Origin of the sequence: Rhodanobacter sp. K2T2 (assembly GCF_013408815.1) — a bacterium.
Classification (GTDB): Bacteria; Pseudomonadota; Gammaproteobacteria; order Xanthomonadales; family Rhodanobacteraceae; genus Rhodanobacter.
In genome coordinates, this window is record NZ_JACCCA010000012.1 from 86023 (window position 1) to 106777 (window position 20755).

Sequence of the window (20755 nt, forward strand, 5' to 3'; positions counted from 1 at the left end):
TACCGTTGACGATGGGTGCAGGCTAGTGGCGATGTCGTCCGAAATACACGGGGGTAGGTTTTCGCTGACAGCTTTATCCAGAAAAAAATTTAAGATTCAGTAGGGATTATTACAATCCATAGGGGTTTTTCATGCGAAATCGTTGCATCGCAAACCATGATGGTAACAACGGAGCGCGTTCGCCTAATAAACGACGGCGGTTCGCGTTGTTGATAGCTGTCATGGGGATGTTGCAAGGTTGCACGTCACCGGTGGCGCCCAGCCCCACGCCGAACCCGCATCCGCAGCAGACCCTGAAACTGAAAATTACCGTGGAGAAAAATTCCCTGGTGAACCGGGTTGAAGTGCTTACCAGCTGGGTAGTCACCAACTTAAGCTGTGCGCCGATCGGCTATCCGGCTGGTAACCGAGTGATCAAGCAGGTGGACGTGCCTGAGCAGGTGGAAAAGGTAGGTGACTATTATGTGGCGACTATTGTTAAAGACCGTTATCTCTCTGACAAATGCCGCTGGGTTGGTGGGGGGGCAGATGTAAGGTTTATGCACGACGATTATTTGCTCTCGGCAGATGGAGTCAACAGTGACGTCATGCGTGGTGAGAGGGATGATGTAGTTACCTGTTTGACCCGACCATTTGTTAATGCAGGTGCCTGTGGCTTAAGAGATGAAGAGAAATTGTACAAGAGCGAAGACAAACATGCCTTCAACGCCACGGTGGAATTAATAAAATGATCACAGAGATAGACGATCTTAATGGCCTAGATGCGCTAATTCATCAGGGTGAAAATGGTCTGTATAACCACACACCCTACTCAATGGCAATGCAGGCGCCCGCCGCACAGTCGGCGACAGCGGCAGCGAACCCTGGTGCGCTACAAGGTATTTCTCTTGAAAATATGATTGGGCTTTCTGCTGTGGTCTACGGTAGCGGGACTGGTACGAATGGCGCTCCACTTCCCGCTATTAACTCAGCAATAATGGTAAATGGCGTTCAATACCGAGTGATCGACGAAGAAAACGACGCGTCGGGCTATCAAGGCTTAACTCTCTTTGATCCCCTTTCAAAAGCCATTATCGTGGTCAACCGGGGCACAGAGCGGACCGGAACCGATATCTGGACCGACGCCGAGATGGCGTTTACCAACACTAGCAATCAGTGGCAGGACGCGCAGGGTAATGGTGCGATAGCGCTTGGTAGCCGGGTGGCGGCGCTGGTCACAAAGTTCGGAGCTACCGCGGTCTACACCACCGGCCATTCGCTCGGTGGCACGCTCAGTGAGATGCAGGCGGCCTATTTTGGCTGGCAGGGCTACACGTTCAATGCCTATGGCGCCAACGAGATATACAGCCAATTGGGGTTGGCCGTTAGCCCGCTAGCGCATATTGTCAATTACCGCACGATGTTCGATCTGGTGTCGGATGCGTCCACGCATATCGGCGATGCGCCGATTACGATAGAGACGCCAGCCGATGCGCAGTTGCTTTCCTCATTTCTTGTCGAAGCGCTGGTAGCCCCTGGAAATGCCTTGGGTGCCTTTTTGTCGACGGTGGGTGGCGATCACGGTATTGGAAATTTCCATAGCGCTAATGATCCGACGGGCGGCGTGCTCAATGGCACGGATAATGTGTTCACTCTGGCCAACGGTTTTAGTTTCACTCCAGCGGCTCAGACGCAGGCTTTGGCCGCGGACGTGGTTGCGGGCATGGGGGAGCTGATCCATCTTTTTCTGGAAGCACGGTTTTTAATTTCGTTTCCAAGCGGGAATCTTACGGCCCAGCAAAGTGCACAGGAAGTGCTGCAATTTATCGATAACGAACCGCTGTCCTCCGTCAAGGCGATAGTCCCGACCGATCCAGATAGGCTGGCCAAAGCGCTGGATCCTGCGACAGCCAATAATGCCTATCGCGCGTCGCTGGTCGCCCTAAGTCCGGCAGTATTGCAGGGACTCGACTCCAGCAGCTTTGCCAATGCCAGCCTGTGGGCGCCTGGCCAGACCACGGGCCTCAGCAGAAATTACCTGATTGCCAGAAACGACATGGTGCAAGCCATCATTACCCTGGCCGCCACTGGCATACAGGGTGGGGTTGCCACGACTACCGACTTCAACACGTATGTTTATAGCGACCTGAGCAAGCAGGCTACGCCGCTGTATACGCTCAATGGCAAGGGTGGCAACACCTATGACATTGTCTTCGGCGACGACAAGGGCGACGACCTGAGCGTTGCCGCGGGCGTCGTCGGCGAGCTTTTTGGCGGTGCCGGCAACGACACGCTGTTTGGCGGTACGACCGACGACACGCTGGAGGGCGGCGCGGGCTACGATGATTACTTCATCAACGGTGCCGGTACTGGTATTGATTCCATTCTGGACACCGACGGTAAAGGCAGCATCATTTGGAAATACGCCAACGGCAACGACGAGATACTTACTGGCGGCAGCGCACAAGCTGGCGGATCAGAATGGAAATCTGCGGATGGCACGATCACTTATACCGAGGGCTTTGCCGCCGACGGCAGCACCGAACTTAAAATAGCCGCCAATAATAAGATTGCTTTAATAGACGGTTTTATCAACGGCGAATTTGGCATCACGTTGAGCGATGCGACGCCTGCACCTGTCGGTTCAAGCAATCTATCGCAGCTGCGAGACGAGGGCATCACGGGCAATACAAACATCCCCGGTGACGCTAAACACGCTTATATAAACGATGTGGGCAACGGAGTCGCGAGCATCTACGGTGCCGACAGCTCGGGCAGCGGCATCGGCAACGAGATATTCGGTGAAGGCAACGCCAGTTATATCTATGCCGGCAATGGCAACAATCTTGTTCTGCTCGGCGATTACTATTACCACGCCACCGATCCGCTGGTGACGCCAATGAGTGCCACGATCCAGGGCGGAACGGGTGACCAGCAGCTGGTCGGCGTGGGCAACGGCACCGAAACCATCAGCGGTGGCGCTGCCGGTAATGACACGACGGCAATTACCTTTATCGACGGCGGTGGCGCCACTGCACTTCTCCAAGGCGGTGGGCAGAACAGCATTATCTTCGGCGGTACCGGCGCCAACACGTTGGTTGCAAGCACAGCTAGTAGCGCCTCCAAGCCGGGTTTCAACCCCTTCACCATCGAACTGGCCGGCCTGTCCTTCTGGGGTAACACCTATCTCGACACAAAGGGCAGGCCTTACGATACAACGTCGTTGCCGAGCGTCACTGGCGTAGAAAACTCGCCAGATAACGTGCAGATTTATATATCGCTTTATCAGCCTGATGGCACATACGCCGCAGCTATCGGGTTGCTTGGTTCATCCATGGATTCAGGCGCTCAAGACACGGCTTCAGCTTTGCCGGGCAGCGAGTTGATCGGCGGCACGGGGCACGACTCGCTGATCGGTAACAGCGGTAACGATACGATCATCGGCGGTCAGCCGACCAATCCCGTGAACCATGTTCTTGACGAACTACTGGTCGGTGGTGCGGGCGCGGATGTGATCTATGGCGGCGGCGGTACAGAAATCATCTACGCCGATTTGGGCCCCGGTAATTCCACCGGATGGGCTAGCCTTGATGCAAGCGATGCCGACACGATCTATGGCGGCAGCGGCACGGACTTTATTTACGGTTCCGGCGGCAACGATCTCATCTATGGTGGCTCAGGCACCAATGTCATCCATGTCGGCAATGGCAACAGCTATGTGGACATGGGATCGGGCACGTCGAGCGTGTACGGCGGTAGTGGCAACGACACGATCATTGCCGATGGCGCTACGGGTTATATACAAACGGGTACGGGTACGTCCTATGTCGAGGTGACCAACGGTGCGTCGAGCATCGTGGGCGGCACGGGCACCGACACCGTACAAGCGGGTGCAGGTACGGCTTTAGTCACCGAAGGCACCGGCGCCACGACGCTCATCGTCGGCGCCAGCACGGGCTCTGATACGATCCAGAGCGGTTCAGGCGGTACCACGGTTCAGCTCACCGATGGGTTAACCGAGACGACTTTGGTGGTGCGCGACGTCAACGGCGACCTGGTGCTGTCCGATCCGGGGTTTGCAGCCCAGATCACCATCGACGGTTATTTCAATAGTCCGGCCGGCGTGGCGCTGCAGTTTGCAGACGGCACGACGTGGAGTGCGGCGGCGATCTTGCAGGCGTCCATAACACCCAGTGCCGACGGCAGCAATGACACGTTGATCGGCTCCAACGGCAGCGACAGCATTACGGCGGGTTTCGGCGATACCTCGATCGTCGGTGTGTCCGGCAACAACACGCTGACCGGGGGCGCTGGCAACGATACGATTGAGGGCGGCAGTGGCGCTGACACGATCGAAGGCGGTTCGGGCACCACGCAGATAGTCGGCGGCACGGGTAGCGAAAACTACGTATTCAATCTGGGCGATGGCTCGGACACCATTCAGGAAAACGTTACGATCGCCGGTAGCGATGTTCTACGGCTCGGCGCGGGGATCAGCGCGTCGGATCTCAGCTTTACGTACAACAGTGCGTCGAACATGATGCAGATCGGCTTCGGCTCCGCCTCCGATTCGACAATGACGATTGCCAATTTTATGGCAACCCAAACCAGTCAACATCAGCTCACGAAGCTGGTATTTGCTGACGGCACATTCCTCTCTCAGCAACAAATGATCCAGCAGGGGGAGACCATCGACGGCACCACCGGCAATGACACACTGACAGGAAACACGGGGACAAACTATTTTGATGGCAAGGGCGGCAACGATGACGAAATAGGCAATGGAGGCGCCGACACGTTCATTTTTGACGCGGACTACGGTGACCTGAATATTGAAGAGCCGGTCGACGGCAGCAATTCGGTATTGCAACTGGGGGCGGGAATTACGGCATCGGCATTGCATGTGGCGACGACAGGAGGCGACGAAGTAAATCCTGGCGCTTACCGGAGCAGTCTGGTGTTGACCGACGGCATCAGCGGCGACCAAATCACATTGGAGTATGCGTTTCCTTCCAACGGCTACGGTGTGAATGAAGTCGCTTTTGCCGATGGAACGACGCTGACGCGTAATCAGCTGATCCAGCTTGCCATGATCGGAACGTCGGGAAATGACACGATAAATGGCACCTCGCCGGGAGGTGCTTCGGTCTCGGGCGCTGATTTGATTGACGGCAAGGGTGGAAACGATGTCGAGATCGGCAACGGCGGCAGCGACACCTTTGTGTTCAATGCAGGTTATGGGCAATTGGAGATCAACGAATATCTCGGTGGCCAGCAATCGGTGCTGCAGCTGGGTGCCGGTATCAACGCCCCGGCTCTACGCGTCACCTCGGATGGTTACAACCTATTTCTGACCGACGGTATCGCCGGTGACAGGGTGGAGTTAGATGGTATGTGGGAGGGTAATGCCAACCCCAATAGTGTCGCCAACGGTTATGGTGTCGCAATGGTGCAATTGGCAGACGGCACGACACTTACCGCGGCGCAACTTATTTCGATGGGGTTGACCGGGACGACGGGAAATGACTCTATCTACGGTACCTCCGTCGCGGACTACAGAACCGCTGGGGCGGACTTAATCGATGGCAAAGGCGGAAACGATGTTGTCAACGGCAATGGCGGCAATGACACCTTTGTGTTTGATTCTGGCTATGGCCAATTAGTCATACGCAATAGTTTTGCCAGCGGTGATCAACCTGTATTGAAACTAGGCCAAGGAATTACGGCATCGACGCTGCATGCCGCGACCAACGGAACCGATCTGATTCTGACGGATGGCATCGCAGGGGACCAGATAACACTTGCCGCGATGCTGGCGAGCAGTGACGTCGGGGTCGCGTCGGTTCAATTGGCCGACGGCACGCTGTTTACGGCAGCCCAACTCATCCAAATGGCGACTCACATCACTGGAACGACCGGAAACGACACGCTACAAGGCGGGGCCGCCGCGGAACAGATCGATGGCAAGGGCGGGAACGACTCCGTCACCGGCGGTGGTGGCAACGACACGTTTGCCTTCAACTCCGGTTATGGCGATCTGGAAATCAACGAAGCCTTCAAGAGCGGACAGGTGCCCGTGCTGCAGCTTGGTGCGGGAATCACCGCCTCGTCCCTGCACGCTATCAAAAGTGGAAACAACTTAGTGCTAACCGATGGTGTCAGCGGTGACCAGGTCACGTTGGATGGCATGTGGGCCACCGCCACCGATGGTGTCGCCAGCGCGCAGCTATCGGATGGCACGACGCTGACACGGGCGCAGTTGATCGCGCTGGAGATGACAGGCACCACCGGCGCCGACACGATCACCGGCACCTCGAGCGCCGATATGATCGACGGCAAGGGCGGCAACGATTCCGTCGTCGGCAGTGGCGGTAACGACACGTTCGTCTTCAACTCGGGTTACGGCCATCTGGAAATCAACGAGGTCTACACCGGCAGTCAGCAGCCGGTGCTGCAATTCGGTGCGGGTATCACCGCGTCGTCGCTGCACGTGACCGAAAGTGCGAATAACCTCATCGTGGCCGATGGGGTGGCAGGCGATCAGATCACGCTGGACAAGATGTGGTCCACCAGCACCGACGGTATCGGCGAGGTGACCTTCGCCAATGGCACCACGCTTACTCGCGCGCAGCTGATCCAAATGGAAATGACGGGCACGACCGGCGCCGATACCATCACTGGGACATCGGGCGCCGACCTGATCGACGGCAAGGGCGGTAACGATTCTGTCGTCGGCAGTGGCGGCAACGACACCTTCGTCTTCAACTCGGGCTACGGCCATCTGCAGATCAACGAGGTCTACACCAGCGGTCAAACGCCTATCCTGCAGCTGGGCGCGGGCATTACCTCGTCGGCGCTGAAGGTCGCCAAGAGCGGCAATAATCTGGTGTTGACCGACGGCGTCAGCGGTGACCAGATCACGTTCAATAATATGTGGACCACGGCCACGGATGGCGTCGCCAAGGTGACGCTGGCCAATGGCACGTCACTCACACGCAGTCAGTTGATCACGCTGGGTACGCCGGCGGCGACAAAGCCCGTCGCGCAATCGAAGGCCATGAGCACGTCCGCCGATCCGATCCCCGTCAATACGTTGATCCACGCCATGGCGAGCTACGGCGGAAGTGATCCTGCGGCCATCACGACATCGCCAACGCTTAATCCGGCCACCCCCGATCTCCTGTTGCATGTTGCGGCATAGCGGTGAGTCACCAAGCAAAAGGGCGTCGCTAGCGGTGAAGCACGGTTGTAGTCCATGGACTACAACCGTGGAGGGCTTTACCTCATAGCCCCTGTAAGCGAAGGAATGTAGCTTCAGCCAGCCAATGTGATGAGGAGCTCATGCTTGATGCAGCGGCATAGCAATCATATTGACGTAGAGAGAGCGCCGGAGTGGAAACCGGCTCTCATGTGAGAGTCAGTGGATGTTTGCGAACCAAGCTTTTGCTTGGCTCGCAAACCATCGATGTGCTCAATGCCCGCTGATCTTATTGCCACCGATTGCACATTAACCGCCGGATTAAAACTTTCGCCATTCCTTAGCCCATGCCCCATCGAATCATCTTTATCCACCAGAATGCACCCGGACAGTTCAAACACCTCCTGGCGTATTGCGCAGCCAATAGTCAATGCGAAGTCGTCGTTATCGGGGAAAAGCAACGCCTGAAGGCTAACTTTCCCAAGGCTCTGCCTAACGTCCAGTTTCATGTCTATGAAATAACGGAGATATCACGCGAGCAAGTGCCGGTTGAGTTGTGGACGACAACGCAATCGATGCGTCGCGGTCGTGCCGTCGCGCTTTGTCTGCAGAATGTTCGTGACAGCGGTTTTCGTCCCGACGTCATCTACGGACATCCCGGCTGGGGCGAGATGCTTCACGTCAAGGACATCTTTCCGGATGCTCGAATCGTCAACTACTGCGAGTTCTACTTCAATCGCGAGGGCCAGGACCTGAGCTTCGACCCCGAGTTTCAGCTGGAGGCCGTGGATAGCTATCGCGTCAGAACGGACAACATGGCCCAATTGGTCAGCTTGATCGATGCCGATGCCAGCATTTGCCCCACGCACTGGCAACGATCGCGCTACCCGACGTTGCTCAGGGATCGCATGACTGTGGTACATGACGGGGTCGATCCCACGGTGGTCAAGCCAGACCCTTCGGCAACCGTTCGGCTTAGCGATGGACTGGTGCTCGACCGATCACGCCCGGTCATCACCTACGTCAGTCGCAACCTTGAGCCGTATCGCGGGTTCCATGTCTTCATGCGTGCGCTACCTGAAATTCTACGAAGGCTACCGACCGCTCATGTCTTGATTGTTGGCGGTGATGAGGTTTCCTACGGCCGCAAACTTGCCGGTGGCATGACGTATCGGGAGTTGATGCTCACGCAATTGGGAGCGCAAATCGACGCACAGCGCGTGCACTTCCTTGGACGGATTCCCTACGCGCAGTATCTTCGGGTGCTTCAGGTATCACGTGTTCATGTCTATCTGACGTACCCGTTCGTGCTTTCGTGGTCGGTGCTTGACGCCATGGCCACAGGTGCGGTCGTCATCGGCTCGGATACCGCGCCGGTGCGTGAAGTCATCGACGATCAGGTCAACGGCTTGCTCGTCGATTTTTTCTCTCATGCCGCGCTAGCTGAAAAGGTATGTCAGGCATCTCTTAAGTTTGATCAATTCCTTGAGCTGCGGGAGCGTTCAGCAGCAACGATCAGGGATAACTTCAATCTGGCATCCTGCATCAGTCGTCAACTCGATGTGTTATTTCCTTCGTCCGACCTGCTGCGTCAGCAGCTGGCAACGGCCTAACGTGTTTTATGGAATAAAAGTTATGAACGGATGTCTCGAGCCACGCTTTGTTTCACCCGGTGAGTTAAAGCCCATATTCCGCATCGACTGGTTCTTGCTCACTAATGTGAGTGCTAAAGCATGACGCTGATCGCTGAAGACGAGGCCACACAAACACAAGCACAACCTCAGGATGCCGGTCTGGCACTACTGCTGTTGATTGCACACTTCCATGGCGTGGCCGCCGAACCTGCGCAGTTGCGGCATAACGCTGCCCTGCAGGGCAGAGCGTTCTCAGAGGATGACCTTGTTCTTGCCGCTCGCTCGTTAGGGCTGAGGGCGAGGGCCGTGCCTTTGGAAGCCAAGCGCATGGATCGGTTGCCTTGGCCGGCGCTGGCGATGGATCGCGACGGTCGGCATTTCGTCATCGCTGGGATGAAAGATCAAACCGCGCTTGTGCAAGAAGCCACAGGAGGCGGACCGAGCATTCGCCCCCTCCAGGAAATCCTGGAACGTTCCAATGGCCGGATCATTTTGTTTACTTCGCGTGCTGCCATTGCCGGCGAGATAGCGAAATTCGATTTCTCCTGGTTCATTCCGGCGATGGTCAAATACCGGCGCATTCTGATGGAGGTCCTTGGTGTCTCCGCCGTCTTGCAGTTGTTTGGACTGGTCACGCCGTTAATGTTTCAGGTGGTGATGGACAAGGTACTGACCAATCGGGCGGAGTCGACTCTGCTGGTGATCAGTCTTGCCTTGTTGATCAGCGGATTGTTCGAAGTCCTTTTGACGGGGTTGCGTAATTACGTTTTTGCGCACACGACGAATCGCATTGATGTGGAGTTGGGTTCCCGGTTGTTCCGACACCTGGTCGCGCTGCCGTTGCCCTATTTTGCGTCACGTCGGGTTGGCGATACGGTGGCGCGAGTCCGCGAGTTGGAGAACATTCGCAATTTTCTGACCGGTCAGGGACTAACCGCTGTCATCGATGTGTTCTTCTCGTTTATTTTTCTTGGGGTGATGTGTTTGTACAGCGTGTGGTTGACGCTGATGGTCGCGGCATCGTTGCCCGTCTACGCCCTTATCTCCGTGTTATTGGTGCCGATCCTGCGGCAAAGGTTGAATGAGAAATTCGTACGGGGCGCCGACAACCAGTCGTTTCTGGTTGAATCGGTCTCGAGCATGGAGACGGTCAAATCGATGGCCGTGGAGCCGCAGTTTATTCGTCGCTGGGATACCCAACTGGCCGGCTATGTGGCCGCAGGCTTTCGCTCCAGCATGGTTGGCAACGTTGGTCAGCAACTCATTCAATGGGTCGGCAAGCTCGTGACCGTCGGCACCTTGTTCTTCGGCGCACTGTTGGTTATCCATGGGCGGCTGACCGTAGGCGAACTCATCGCGTTCAACATGATGGCGCAACGCGTCGCCGCACCGGTTTTGCGGCTTGCGCAACTATGGCAGGACTTTCAGCAGGTCGGCATTTCGATGAGCCGGTTGGGCGATGTGCTCAACGTGCGCAGCGAGGTGCCTACGCATCAGCAGTCGTTACCGACGGTGAAGGGCGAGATTGTGTTCGATCACGTCACCTTCCGCTATCGGCCGGATGCGCCTGAAGTACTCAAGGACATCAGCTTGCAGATACGCCCGGGCGAGATCATCGGCATCGTGGGCCGGTCCGGATCAGGCAAGAGCACGCTGGCGAAGTTGCTGCAGCGACTCTATCTACCGGAGCGGGGGGCTTTACGTGTCGATGGCGTCGATCTGAATGTTGCCGACCCCGCATGGCTACGGCGTCAGATCGGTGTGGTGCAACAGGAAAATCGCCTGTTCAACCGATCGATCCGTGAAAACATTGCGTTGACGGATCCCGCCGCGCCCATGGATAAAGTGATTCAAGCCGCTACGTTAGCGGGAGCGCACGAATTCATCACGTTGTTACCCGATGGATACAACACGCGCGTCGAAGAGAATGGCGGCAACCTATCTGGCGGTCAACGACAGCGGCTGGCTATTGCGCGTGCCCTGTTGACTCAGCCTCGCATACTTATCTTCGATGAAGCAACCAGCGCGCTGGACGTAGAGACCGAACAGGTCATTCAACGCAACATGGCCGCGATCTGCGCAGGCCGCACGGTCATCATCATTGCTCACCGACTGAGTGCTGTGCGTCAGGCACATCAGATATTGGCCATGGATGAGGGATGCATTATCGAGCGCGGCACGCATGCGGAACTGTTGCATCGTTCCGGGTACTACGCTCGCATGGTTGCGCTTCAGACGACGACGGTGGCCGCATGAGCGGTTTATTTTGGCAGGCCTTCGGCGACCTGTGGCGGCGCTATGGCGAGGTGTTTAAGATCGCTTGGGCCGAGCGGGGCATGCATGCGTTACCTGATCGCCAAGGCCATGAGGCAGCATTCTTGCCGGCGCATTTGGAGTTGATGGAAACGCCCGTCCATCCTGCTCCGCGCTGGACGATGCGTATCATTGCCGTAATGACGATATTGGTTCTGCTTTTGGCGGTATTGGGCAAACTCGACATTGTTGTTGTCGCCGACGGCCAGTTGGTCCCCGATTCCAACGTCAAAGTCGTCCAACCGGCGATCACGGGCGTGGTTCGTGCGATTCACGTTCAGGACGGTCAGCAAGTAAGCGCGGGTCAGCCTCTGCTGGAACTCGATACACGGCAGGCTGCCGCCGATGCCTCCACGGCGCACGCCAACCGCGTTCATGCCGCACTAGCGGTCGCGCGGGCACGGGCTTTGCTGGAAGCGGTCGCGACTAACCATTGGCCGAAGTTGGTTGCTGTTCCGGGAGCGACGGCACTCGAACAACAACAGGCCGCTGACCTGGCGGAGCAAACGTGGCAGGCTTACGTGGCAAAAGTGCAAGACGCCAAAGATGAGCTGAGCGCACGACAAGCAGATCTTGCCAGTACCCAGCAGGAAATTGCCAAGTATCAAGCCACGGCGCCTTTGGCGCGCCAACAAGCGGACGTCTATCACAGCCTGCTGCTGAAGAAGGACGTCGCACAGATCGACTATCTGGATCGCGAGCAAACCGCGCAAGGGCAGGAGCATGAGCTCGAAGCCCAGCGAAGCCATGCAGCGCAACTGGCCGCAACGATTCGTCAACAGCAAGCCGACCTAGCGGGCACGTCGTCAGGCTTCCTGCGCGACCAACGTTTGGAACTGGACAAGGATCTTCAAGATTTCACCACGAGCCAGGATGACGAGACCAAAGCGACCACGCGGCAGGGACTCATGGTTCTCACCGCGCCGACCGCGGGTACAGTGCAACAGCTGTCCGTGCATACCCTGGGTGGTGTCGTAACGACGGCGCAGTCATTATTGGAAATCGTGCCCAACGACACGTTGCAAGTGAAAGCGACGATTGAAAACCGTGATGTCGGATTCGTACGGGTAGGTCAGCCTGCTGTCGTGAAGGTGGCAGCCTTTCCTTATACCCACTACGGCTATTTGAAAGGGACAGTCGTCGAGGTATCCAATGATGCTGCTGCCGATCGCAAACGTGGCTCGGTCTTCGTAGTTTACGTGCAGCTCTCAAGCAATCGGATGCGGGTCGATGATCGTTGGGTCCCTCTCACGCCGGGTATGAGTGTCACTACTGAGATCACCACAGGACGGCGACGTGTGATCAGTTATTTCCTTGGGCCGCTCATACAGCATGCACAAGAGAGTTTGCATGAGCGCTAGGGCCATTCTTCTGGCGGCAAGCCTTGTTGGTCTGGGAGCGACTATCGCTGCTGGCGATTCTCGTGCTGTCGATCTTTTTCATACGCAGCGAGCCATCCCAGCAACCGCAGCTAGCCCGATTCTGGCAGGACATGCCATATGTTCCTTCGGTGCGCCCAGTAACCCTTTGACGTTGCGCGAGGCGGTCGAGCGCGCGTTGTGCACCGGTCCGGATACGCGCGACGCCTGGACTATTATTGAAGAGCGAGCGGCAGCGGTCGGGGTAAGTAAGGCGGCTTATCTGCCGACCCTAACCGCAACAGGGCAATTAGTGCACGACGACTCTGTCACCAATGTGCGCGATCACGCTTCGCTAAGTTCCAACTATTCAACGATCGTCCAGTCCGACAGCTTGCAGCTTGGTTGGGTGCTTTATGACTTTGGCGGGCGTCGCGCCGCGCTGAAGAACGCGAAGGCGCTCCTGAGCGCGGCACAAGCTAACGAAGATGCGGTGCTTCAACAAACTTTTTCGGACACTGCAAAGGCTTATTACTCTGCGCAGGCGGCTATGGAGCAGCTTGTCGCGGACGCCGCGATTGTTGCCGATGCACGAGACAGTTCCATCGCCGCACAAGAAAGAATTACTCGGGGCGCCGCGCCAAGTACGGAGGGTTATCAGGCGCTCACAGCCTATGAGCAGGCACTGGTCACTCAGACCAAGGATCGAGGTTTAGCTGCCGCTGCATTGGGCACGCTTGCAAATGCTATGGGGCTCTCTCCAGATACGGCGTTAACGCTAGAGTCCGTCGATCAGAACCGGCTTCCGAACAAGGGCTTTACCGATACGGTTGCAGCGCTTATGCAACACGCGGAGCGAACGCATCCAGCGGTACTGGCAGCGGAGAAAGAGCTAGAAGCATCGCAAGCGGCGATTGTTCAGGCGAAGGCGCAGGGGCGCCCCACGGTCAAGCTGGTGGGTGATTACAGTCGCAACAATGAACCGGTTCAGTTAGGGCTTGGTCTGCCCCATTACCCGGCAACCGGACACGACGGTTACGTCGGTTTTCAGGTCAGCATTCCTCTTTTCTCAGGTTTCGCAACCCACTACCAAGTGCGTCAGGCGCAGGCGCAGCTGGATCAGCAATCCGTTGCGCTTGACAAGGCTCGACAGCAGGTGGCCCTGCAGGTTTGGACGAGTTATCAGACATTGCAGACCGACACACAGAACCTGGACGCCAGCCTGCGTTTGCAAGAGGTGGCCACTCAAGCTTGGGAATCGGCGCAGCGTCGCTATAAGTCTGGGATCGGCACCATCTTGGAATTGCTCAGCACCCAAACGGCGCTGGCACAAGCGCGGCAAATGCGTGTGGAGGCTATCACGGGGTGGCGCTACGACCGATTGGCTTTAGCCTCTGCGTTGGGTCAACTAGGATGGGACGATCTCAGCGATCAATGAGGGATTCAAAAGAGCAGTGATTTCGGGCTGAGCTTTCGTTGACCACAAACCGAATCCATGTATCGATGCAGGAACGATCTCTTCAATGTTCGCCAAGGGAAAGCTGGCATGCGGCTGTTGCTAATTCATCAAAATCTTCCTGGACAATATCGCCATCTGTTGGTGCATTACGGACAGCAGCCCGACTGCCAAGTGATCGGTTTGGGCGAAGCGCGTCGTCTAAGGGAGAATTTTCGCGCCCCTATTCCGGGAGTGAAGTTGGTGGGCTACCAAACACCATCACCGTCAAAAGCAACGACGATGCCCACAATGCGTGCGACGGAAGCCGCGGTAACGCGCGGGCAGGTTGTGCTCAAAGCACTACTACAAATCAAGAAAGCCGGCTTTTATCCAGACGTTGTATACGCGCATCCGGGCTGGGGAGAGACGCTTTTCCTGAAAGATGTTTTTCCCAAATCGAGATTGCTGCACTTCTGTGAGTTCTATTACAACACCGCTGGACAGGACTTCAGTTTCGACCCGGAATTCCCCAATAGCGCCGACGACGTTCTGCGTCTGCGCATTCGTAATTTGCATCACCTCATGGCGCTTGAGCAGGCTGACGTTGGCATTGCACCCACGATATGGCAGCGCACGCGGTTTCCCTCCGCATATCAGCCAAAAATTGAGGTCGTGCACGATGGTGTCGATACGGATTATGTCAAGCCGGACGATCAGGCATTCATCGAGTTTCCAAACAAAAAGCTGCGTCTAACCAAGGCCGATGAGGTCATTACATTCGTTAGTCGGAACTTGGAACCTTACCGTGGCTTTCATATTTTCATGAGGGCGTTACCGGAATTGCTCAAAGCACGTCCCAATGCTCACGTTGTTATCGTTGGGGGTAGCGATGTTTCTTACGGGCGTCGGCCGGCCAAGGGGACTTACCGTGAACTCTATTTGGCAGAAATTGGAGATCGAATTGACTTCAGTCGTGTTCACTTTGTGGGCAAAGTGTCCTATGCAATATTTCTTAAGCTACTGCAGGTCTCTACCGCACATGTTTATCTGACTTATCCTTTCGTATTGTCGTGGTCGATGATGGAGGCCATGGCCGCAGGATGTTTGGTGGTCGGATCAAGAACACCGCCGGTGGAAGAGGTCATCACACATGAGAAGAACGGTCTATTGGTAGATTTTTTCTCTAGCCAGCAACTCGTGGAATCGATTCTGCGTATTTGTGAAGATCCCAATCGGATGCAGGAAGTGCGAGAGCGCGCAAGGCAAACTATCGTGGATCGCTATGATCTGCACCGCATATGCCTGCCAAGACAAAAGGAATTGATTGAGTCAAGCAGGGCGTAAATTGAGCTTGGAATGGACAGATAGAGCGAAATGGAAGCCGCGATGTCGCCAGTAGTTTGGTGACCTCTCCCGGCTTGCGTTTGCCCTGCGTGAGGCTGAAGGCGGTAATGCCCACACTCCCCTCGGCCATCCGCCCTTCGTGTGGAGGGTGTACCCAACTGACTTCGCTGTCATATGGTAATGGCGACGTTCCCCCGTTTTCAGGGTAGTCCCCTGCTTTTGGCGGTCGCCAAAAGTAGAACTCAGTCGAAGGGAAAGGAATTGAATCAACGCACGGGGTTTCAACCCACTGCCTCGCTCCGGCAATCAAAGAGACTTTCCGTGCTGGCGTGCATACAACGACTTAGGCCACCCGTTGAGGTGGCCTAAGTCGTTGAATCTAGTGGTGGGCGATGCAAGGATCGAACTTGCGACACCTGCCGTGTGAAGGCGAAATTCACACGGCCAGAAAGCTAGATGTACCAATGGTTTCAGAGATATTTCTGTGACGCGCGGAACGCCTATGGAACGGTTCGTTTTTGTATTGCGCGAAAGAAGCGATGCCCGACAATGAGGGCATGGCAACCATCTCAAAGACAGATGCAGGCACCTACAAGGTGCTCATCCGAAAGGCCCGTTTTGGTGTCCCCCAGCTGTACAAGACCTTCACCAGGAAAGAGGACGCGGAGGCTTGGGGAAGGAAAACCGAGAGCGAAATCGAGCGAGGCGCCTGGCGCGATGTTGGTGGAGCCGACAGGATGACCCTGGCGGTGGCGCTGGAAAAGTACCTGACCGAAGAAACTCCCAAGCACCGTGGTGCCGAGGTCGAGGGTTACCACATCAAAGTGCTGAAAGAGGAAGCGCTTGCACAGACAGTTCTCGACCGGATCACGCGTGGCAATGTGCGCGCCCTCTGTGACCGCTGGCTCACGAAGGGCTACGCCGTGGCCACGGTCAACCGTCGCCTGACGATCCTTCATGCAGTTTTCGAGTGCGCGCGAATCAATTGGGGTATGGCTGGGTTGAGCAACCCGGCTGTGTCTCTGAAGCTCAAGGGGGCGACCAAGCGCGAACGTCGTGTCAGTGTGGAAGAAGTTGCTGCGCTATGCGATGCCAGCGACTCGGCTTGGCTACCTGCTGCAGTTCGCGTTGCCGTCGAAACGGCCATGCGTCGCGGTGAAATCTGCAAACTTCGCTGGTCGATGGTTGATATTGATGCCGGCGTGGCTTACTTGCCCGGTCGGATCACAAAGGCGGGTAGACCACGTGGTGTCCCGTTATCGCCTGAAACAGTCAAGGTGCTGCACGATCTTTTGCCTGTGACAAAGGGCAAGGGCGAAGTGGCGGATGACTTCGTGCTTGGCGGTCTTCAATCGCATTCGATCACGCAGGCGTTTGCTCGCGCAGCCAAACGCAGTCGTGCCGGATACCTGGCTGACTGTGCAGAGAAGGGCACAACACCTTCTGCTGACTACCTTGCCGATCTGACTTTTCACGATCTCCGTCACGAAGCCACGAGCCGGCTTGCGGAGATTTTCAGCCTGCACGAGTTGATGAAGATCGTGGGTCATTCGTCGAGCTCCATGCTTGAACGCTACTACCACCCGCGTGCGGAAGACTTTGCCAAGCGTCTACGCGATGTGGCCCAAGTGGCCACGAGTTCGATGATTTCGGAGGTGCAGCCATGATTCGTATGATCTACAGCAAGCGGCCTGTGTGCTTGGTTGACAAGCGAGCAAGAGCGCAGGTGAGTAATGTCTGATATCTGGGCTATCGTCAAACAGCGCTTCATCAAGGGGCTTCGTGAAGGCTTCTACGAGTTCTTTGCCCCAGGGATCGCCGCGGTGCGCTGCGGAAAAATCATCGCTCATGTCTACCTCGAACAACTGGATCGAGCGATGGCCGAGGCGCGTGAGAAAGCCAGCAACATGAAAAGGGTAGGCGGCCGTGAATGAGTTCCTTCAAGGTATGCGCAACGGCCACCGCAAGGGCACTATGTTGCCGTGGAGTGTAGTGGTCGCTGGTTATTTCGCGCCGTGGTCAGGCCTGGTACGTGCGATCATTTGGCTGCTGCGCGAAATGTCTGCCTGGCAAGGTCACGCGATGGCTGAAGCGCAACGCCGTTACGACCAGAAGATCGCCAGTCGCAAACGCAACAACTGATTGGGCTTCTATCTCTAGCTGTTGGGCGTGCTCGCCACCGGTGGGCTTTCGGTCTGGAACGGTCGTTTCCAGAACCGCGATCGTGACTCCGAATTTGTGCGCGATCGCGAAAACTCCCAAAGGATAGGGGCACCAATTTCTGCTGCCCTCTATCAACAGGAGGACAGCATGGATCACGAAACCCTCGCTCAGCGCGTACAAGCCTGGGCACGCCGCCAACCGCGCGCAGTTCTGATCCCCGTCGCGTTCATCGCGATCGTCGTTTTGCTATCACTCGCTTCGGCGGCGCGCAGGGGACTCTCTCGAATCGCACCCGTGCCCGAGCACGCGCCAGTTGCGGAAGTTGTTCCTCATGAGCCACTGGCGCAGGCTCCGGTAATCAAACCACCTGTGGCCCCGCCGGTGGCGATAGCACAGCCGCTGGCGGCAGGGGGGGGCGTTGCACCAGCGCCTGCACCGACAGAGGCAATCCGTGGCACCCCAAGCCCGGTTCCGCAGGTAATGGCCAAGCCGTCCGCGCCACCCCCCGGGATCGCGCCAGGCTGGGTCGAGTCTTCAACATTCCAGCGTGACCAATTCGGTCAACTCTCCCAGGTGGAGTCTGTTGCGGTATCGACTCAACTGACTGAATTCCAGTCGGAGAACCCTGCGCGTGGCGGCCCGGACTGGGCGCAGAAATTCCAAGGCTGGTTCAAGCTCGATGCGCCCAAATCGATCTCAATCCTGCGTGCCGCTGCAGGGGTGGGTACGGTGGAAGCCACCATTGACGGCCAGCCACTGGGGCAGCCGTTATCCCTTGCCAACGAACCGGCGTCGCAGACGGCCACGCTCAATCTCAATACGGGGTGGCACACGTTCGTCATCCAAGTGAGCCGGGGTGGTTTCCAGGGGGCCAGTACGGGCATCGCTGCGCAGATTGCAGTTGGTGATGGCATCACCCCGCCGGTGCCGGTGGTGCCCTATGCCGTGCCGCCTGGAGAGGGTGGCGATACCAACCACCTTGCCGACGTGCAGCCTTCGACGCCGGCGAAGCTTTCAGTAGTGGTTGCGCCTGCAAAAGGAGCGAACCATGAATAACCCGAACCTCAATCTGGCTATGCCACAAGGTTTGTCACGCGTCCGTATTGCAGTTGGTGTTGTGGTCGCGTTCCTTTTCCTTTCGCATCTTGAAGACCTTGCTGGCGGGCTGCTGACAGCGTCAGCAGCACTGGTCTATGCCCGTCTGCGGCGCTGGCCAGAGGTGAAGTTCCGGTACTACTTCTCAACATTGAAATTGGCGCTCCCTGGCTGCGCCTTTGTCGCGGGCGCTAGTGCCCAAGTGGCGCTCCTTTCACTCGATCAACCTGGCTTAGGAATCGGTGCTGCGCTAGCCGCCGCAGTTGCCGTTGCGGCACTCATCCTCATCCTCGAAGGCAAAGTCATGAAGAACATTTTCGACCTCGTACCCACCGACCAGCAAGACCAGTTGGACGATTTCCTCGGTGCCAAGGCGCCACAGGGTCAGCGCGCTGATTTTTCTCACCTAGACCCCGTGCGCGTGGAAGGATTTTTGCGCGATCGAGTGATTGGCCAAAACTCGGTCGTGCATGAATGCGTGCAGACGTCGTTCCGACGGGTGAGGCTGGCACGCTCCAACAAGCCGGTCATGACCGTGCTATTTGTGGGTGCCACAGGCGCAGGGAAAACCGAGCTGGCGAAGGCGTTGGCAGCCGAACTTTTCGCCGGGCGAATGATTCGCGTGGATTGCAATGAATTGAGCGCCGAGCACGGCGTGCAGCGACTGATCGGAGCACCTCCGGGCTACGCCGGTTCGGAGGATGGCGGGCAGCTCTGCCGCGCCATCGGCCGGTTTGGCACAGGGTTGATTTTGCTGGACGAAATCGAGAAGGCGCATCCCGTGGTGTTGAAGACGGTGATGGGTCTTTTGGACGAGGCAAGATTGACCGAACAATCGACCGGGCAGGTCTATGACGCCTCGGGCTTCATGATCGTGCTGACCAGCAACGCTAAGCAGGCCGAAATCGGCAAGATCGCGGCAGCGACCGCCGATCCTTCCGAACGCACGCGCAAGGTCAAGGACGAGCTGAAAAGCAGCGGATTTCTGCCTGAAGTGCTGGCACGTCTGGATGCCATTTTTCCTTTTGAACCTCTGAGCCGTCGGGCGCTCGCCGCCATCGTGGGCCGCTTCCTGATGGGCCTCGCGGGGGAGGCTGGCGTCGAGGTGGTGAGTGTTGACGCGGAACTGTTGATCGATCTCGTCGCCAAGGCCGAGAAGCTCTCGGACTACGGTGTGCGTGAGGTGGTGCGGGCGGTCGAGAGTGCCGTGGTCGATCAACTGCTCGACCTCAAAGATCGCGGGGTCTCCCATGTTGCGATTCGCGTTGAAAACAGCCGTGTCGTCGTCCATCCGGCGACGAGGGCGGTAGCGATCTGATCGCCAAAACTTCAACAGGTACAGACAACAAATGAGGACGCGAACATGAGCAAGAAGATCGATGCCATCGAAGCCAAAATCGCCAAGCTGCGCGAGCAACTCAAAGCGGAGCAAGCCGCTGATCGTGAGCGAGACGAGCGGGAGCTTTTGCGCCTCGCTCGGGCTGCAGGTTGCACGCGTGACCTGATTCGTATCGCACAGCAAAAAGCAACTGCTGCGGCGAAGGCTTCGGTTGTGAAGTCGGGTGCGGAGACGAAGCCGGCATGAGCATCGGATCTGTGAAAACGGAGATTCATTCCCGCTACGCGGGGCCCGGAAAGTCGCGGACAAGTCCGCTCGCTCGCTCGCTGCGCTCATTCGCACACACCATGCACGGCTGCGCCACCGCCTTCGGCGCTCAAAACCCCAGCAAATCCAGCGGTGATGCGGGTTGCGGATGACGGCATGGGGGTCGTCGCTTTTTGCCGTCAATGTGCCGTCACTACACCCTGAAATCGCATTGCAGCGAGGTTTCAGGTTCCGCCGCCATGCCGTCATGACTCGCGGCCAAATTGTGGAGAAAAACAGCCATGCAGGACGAGAAGAAACTCACGTTACGTGTGTCGCCGGAGAACGCGGAGGCGATCGCAAGGCATGCCGCGAATCTCGGCATGTCGATCAACGCCTACCTCACTGCATCCGCGCTTGAGCGCGGTTCAGCCGATGACCGGGATGAACGGCTTTTGGAGCAACTCCATGCCATGCGTGACGAGCAAAACGCGCAGTTCGCCGAATTTAAGGCGGAGCTGACCGAGGCGATTTCGGCGACGTTGGCGACTGAACTCACCGCAAGCGCGGCGCGTATCAATGCCGGGCTCCAGAAGTTCACGCAGTGGGCGGAAGTACGTTGGCCTACGGATCGGAAGTGAGGAGGGT

14 protein-coding genes are annotated in these 20755 nt (G+C 57.1%); all 14 read left to right on the forward strand.

Going from position 1 to position 20755, the window contains the following annotated elements:
• Window positions 1-221: 221 nt before the first annotated feature.
• The 14 genes from HDE78_RS17560 (at window position 222) to HDE78_RS17625 (ending at window position 20748) form a co-directional block, all read left to right on the forward strand.
• On the forward strand, window positions 222-731 hold the full coding sequence (locus HDE78_RS17560; RefSeq protein ID WP_179481883.1) for a hypothetical protein: 510 nt from the start codon (window positions 222-224) through the stop codon (window positions 729-731).
• On the forward strand, window positions 728-7180 hold the full coding sequence (locus HDE78_RS17565) for a calcium-binding protein (protein WP_179481885.1): 6453 nt from the start codon (window positions 728-730) through the stop codon (window positions 7178-7180). Before HDE78_RS17560 ends, HDE78_RS17565 begins: the two co-directional genes overlap by 4 nt.
• 344 nt (window positions 7181-7524) lie before the next feature.
• Window positions 7525-8790 (forward strand): glycosyltransferase, encoded by a 1266-nt coding sequence (locus tag HDE78_RS17570; RefSeq protein ID WP_179481887.1) that lies wholly within the window; start codon window positions 7525-7527, stop codon window positions 8788-8790.
• Between the two features lie 120 nt (window positions 8791-8910).
• Entirely contained in the window at window positions 8911-11067 is a 2157-nt protein-coding gene (locus tag HDE78_RS17575) for a type I secretion system permease/ATPase (protein ID WP_179481889.1), read from the forward strand.
• Window positions 11064-12485 (forward strand): HlyD family type I secretion periplasmic adaptor subunit, encoded by a 1422-nt coding sequence (locus HDE78_RS17580; protein ID WP_179481891.1) that lies wholly within the window; start codon window positions 11064-11066, stop codon window positions 12483-12485. Before HDE78_RS17575 ends, HDE78_RS17580 begins: the two co-directional genes overlap by 4 nt.
• A complete protein-coding gene (locus HDE78_RS17585) occupies window positions 12475-13920 on the forward strand; it encodes a TolC family protein (protein ID WP_179481893.1) in 1446 nt (481 codons plus the stop codon). Before HDE78_RS17580 ends, HDE78_RS17585 begins: the two co-directional genes overlap by 11 nt.
• Window positions 13921-14028: 108 nt before the next feature.
• The gene (locus HDE78_RS17590) at window positions 14029-15264 is read left to right on the forward strand and encodes a glycosyltransferase family 4 protein (protein WP_179481895.1); all 1236 of its coding nucleotides are present in this window, start codon (window positions 14029-14031) and stop codon (window positions 15262-15264) included.
• A gap of 539 nt (window positions 15265-15803) precedes the next feature.
• Entirely contained in the window at window positions 15804-16931 is a 1128-nt protein-coding gene (locus HDE78_RS17595; protein ID WP_179481897.1) for a site-specific integrase, read from the forward strand.
• Window positions 16932-16997: 66 nt separating this feature from the next.
• Window positions 16998-17198 carry a hypothetical protein gene (locus tag HDE78_RS17600; protein WP_179481899.1) on the forward strand — a complete coding sequence of 67 codons (201 nt, stop codon included), beginning with the start codon at window positions 16998-17000 and terminating at the stop codon, window positions 17196-17198.
• 13 nt (window positions 17199-17211) lie between these two features.
• A complete protein-coding gene (locus tag HDE78_RS17605; protein ID WP_179481901.1) occupies window positions 17212-17406 on the forward strand; it encodes a hypothetical protein in 195 nt (64 codons plus the stop codon).
• 168 nt (window positions 17407-17574) lie between these two features.
• Window positions 17575-18483, forward strand: a complete 909-nt coding sequence (locus tag HDE78_RS17610; RefSeq protein WP_179481903.1) for a hypothetical protein — start codon at window positions 17575-17577, stop codon at window positions 18481-18483.
• On the forward strand, window positions 18476-19840 hold the full coding sequence (locus HDE78_RS17615; RefSeq protein WP_179481905.1) for an AAA family ATPase: 1365 nt from the start codon (window positions 18476-18478) through the stop codon (window positions 19838-19840). Before HDE78_RS17610 ends, HDE78_RS17615 begins: the two co-directional genes overlap by 8 nt.
• Before the next feature lie 45 nt (window positions 19841-19885).
• Window positions 19886-20107, forward strand: coding sequence for a hypothetical protein (locus tag HDE78_RS17620; RefSeq protein WP_179481907.1), 222 nt, complete (start codon window positions 19886-19888; stop codon window positions 20105-20107).
• A 302-nt stretch (window positions 20108-20409) separates the two neighbouring features.
• A complete protein-coding gene (locus HDE78_RS17625; RefSeq protein ID WP_179481908.1) occupies window positions 20410-20748 on the forward strand; it encodes a toxin-antitoxin system HicB family antitoxin in 339 nt (112 codons plus the stop codon).
• Window positions 20749-20755 lie beyond the last annotated feature (7 nt).

Coding starts and splice junctions, on each gene's coding strand:
- HDE78_RS17625 (WP_179481908.1), top strand. CDS start 20,410: ATGCAGGACGAGAAGAAACTCACGTTACGTGTGTCGCCGGAGAACGCG.
- HDE78_RS17615 (WP_179481905.1), top strand. CDS start 18,476: ATGAATAACCCGAACCTCAATCTGGCTATGCCACAAGGTTTGTCACGC.
- HDE78_RS17590 (WP_179481895.1), top strand. CDS start 14,029: ATGCGGCTGTTGCTAATTCATCAAAATCTTCCTGGACAATATCGCCAT.
- HDE78_RS17595 (WP_179481897.1), top strand. CDS start 15,804: ATGCCCGACAATGAGGGCATGGCAACCATCTCAAAGACAGATGCAGGC.
- HDE78_RS17565 (WP_179481885.1), top strand. CDS start 728: ATGATCACAGAGATAGACGATCTTAATGGCCTAGATGCGCTAATTCAT.
- HDE78_RS17605 (WP_179481901.1), top strand. CDS start 17,212: ATGCGCAACGGCCACCGCAAGGGCACTATGTTGCCGTGGAGTGTAGTG.
- HDE78_RS17575 (WP_179481889.1), top strand. CDS start 8,911: ATGACGCTGATCGCTGAAGACGAGGCCACACAAACACAAGCACAACCT.
- HDE78_RS17570 (WP_179481887.1), top strand. CDS start 7,525: ATGCCCCATCGAATCATCTTTATCCACCAGAATGCACCCGGACAGTTC.
- HDE78_RS17620 (WP_179481907.1), top strand. CDS start 19,886: ATGAGCAAGAAGATCGATGCCATCGAAGCCAAAATCGCCAAGCTGCGC.
- HDE78_RS17610 (WP_179481903.1), top strand. CDS start 17,575: ATGGATCACGAAACCCTCGCTCAGCGCGTACAAGCCTGGGCACGCCGC.
- HDE78_RS17580 (WP_179481891.1), top strand. CDS start 11,064: ATGAGCGGTTTATTTTGGCAGGCCTTCGGCGACCTGTGGCGGCGCTAT.
- HDE78_RS17600 (WP_179481899.1), top strand. CDS start 16,998: ATGTCTGATATCTGGGCTATCGTCAAACAGCGCTTCATCAAGGGGCTT.
- HDE78_RS17560 (WP_179481883.1), top strand. CDS start 222: ATGGGGATGTTGCAAGGTTGCACGTCACCGGTGGCGCCCAGCCCCACG.
- HDE78_RS17585 (WP_179481893.1), top strand. CDS start 12,475: ATGAGCGCTAGGGCCATTCTTCTGGCGGCAAGCCTTGTTGGTCTGGGA.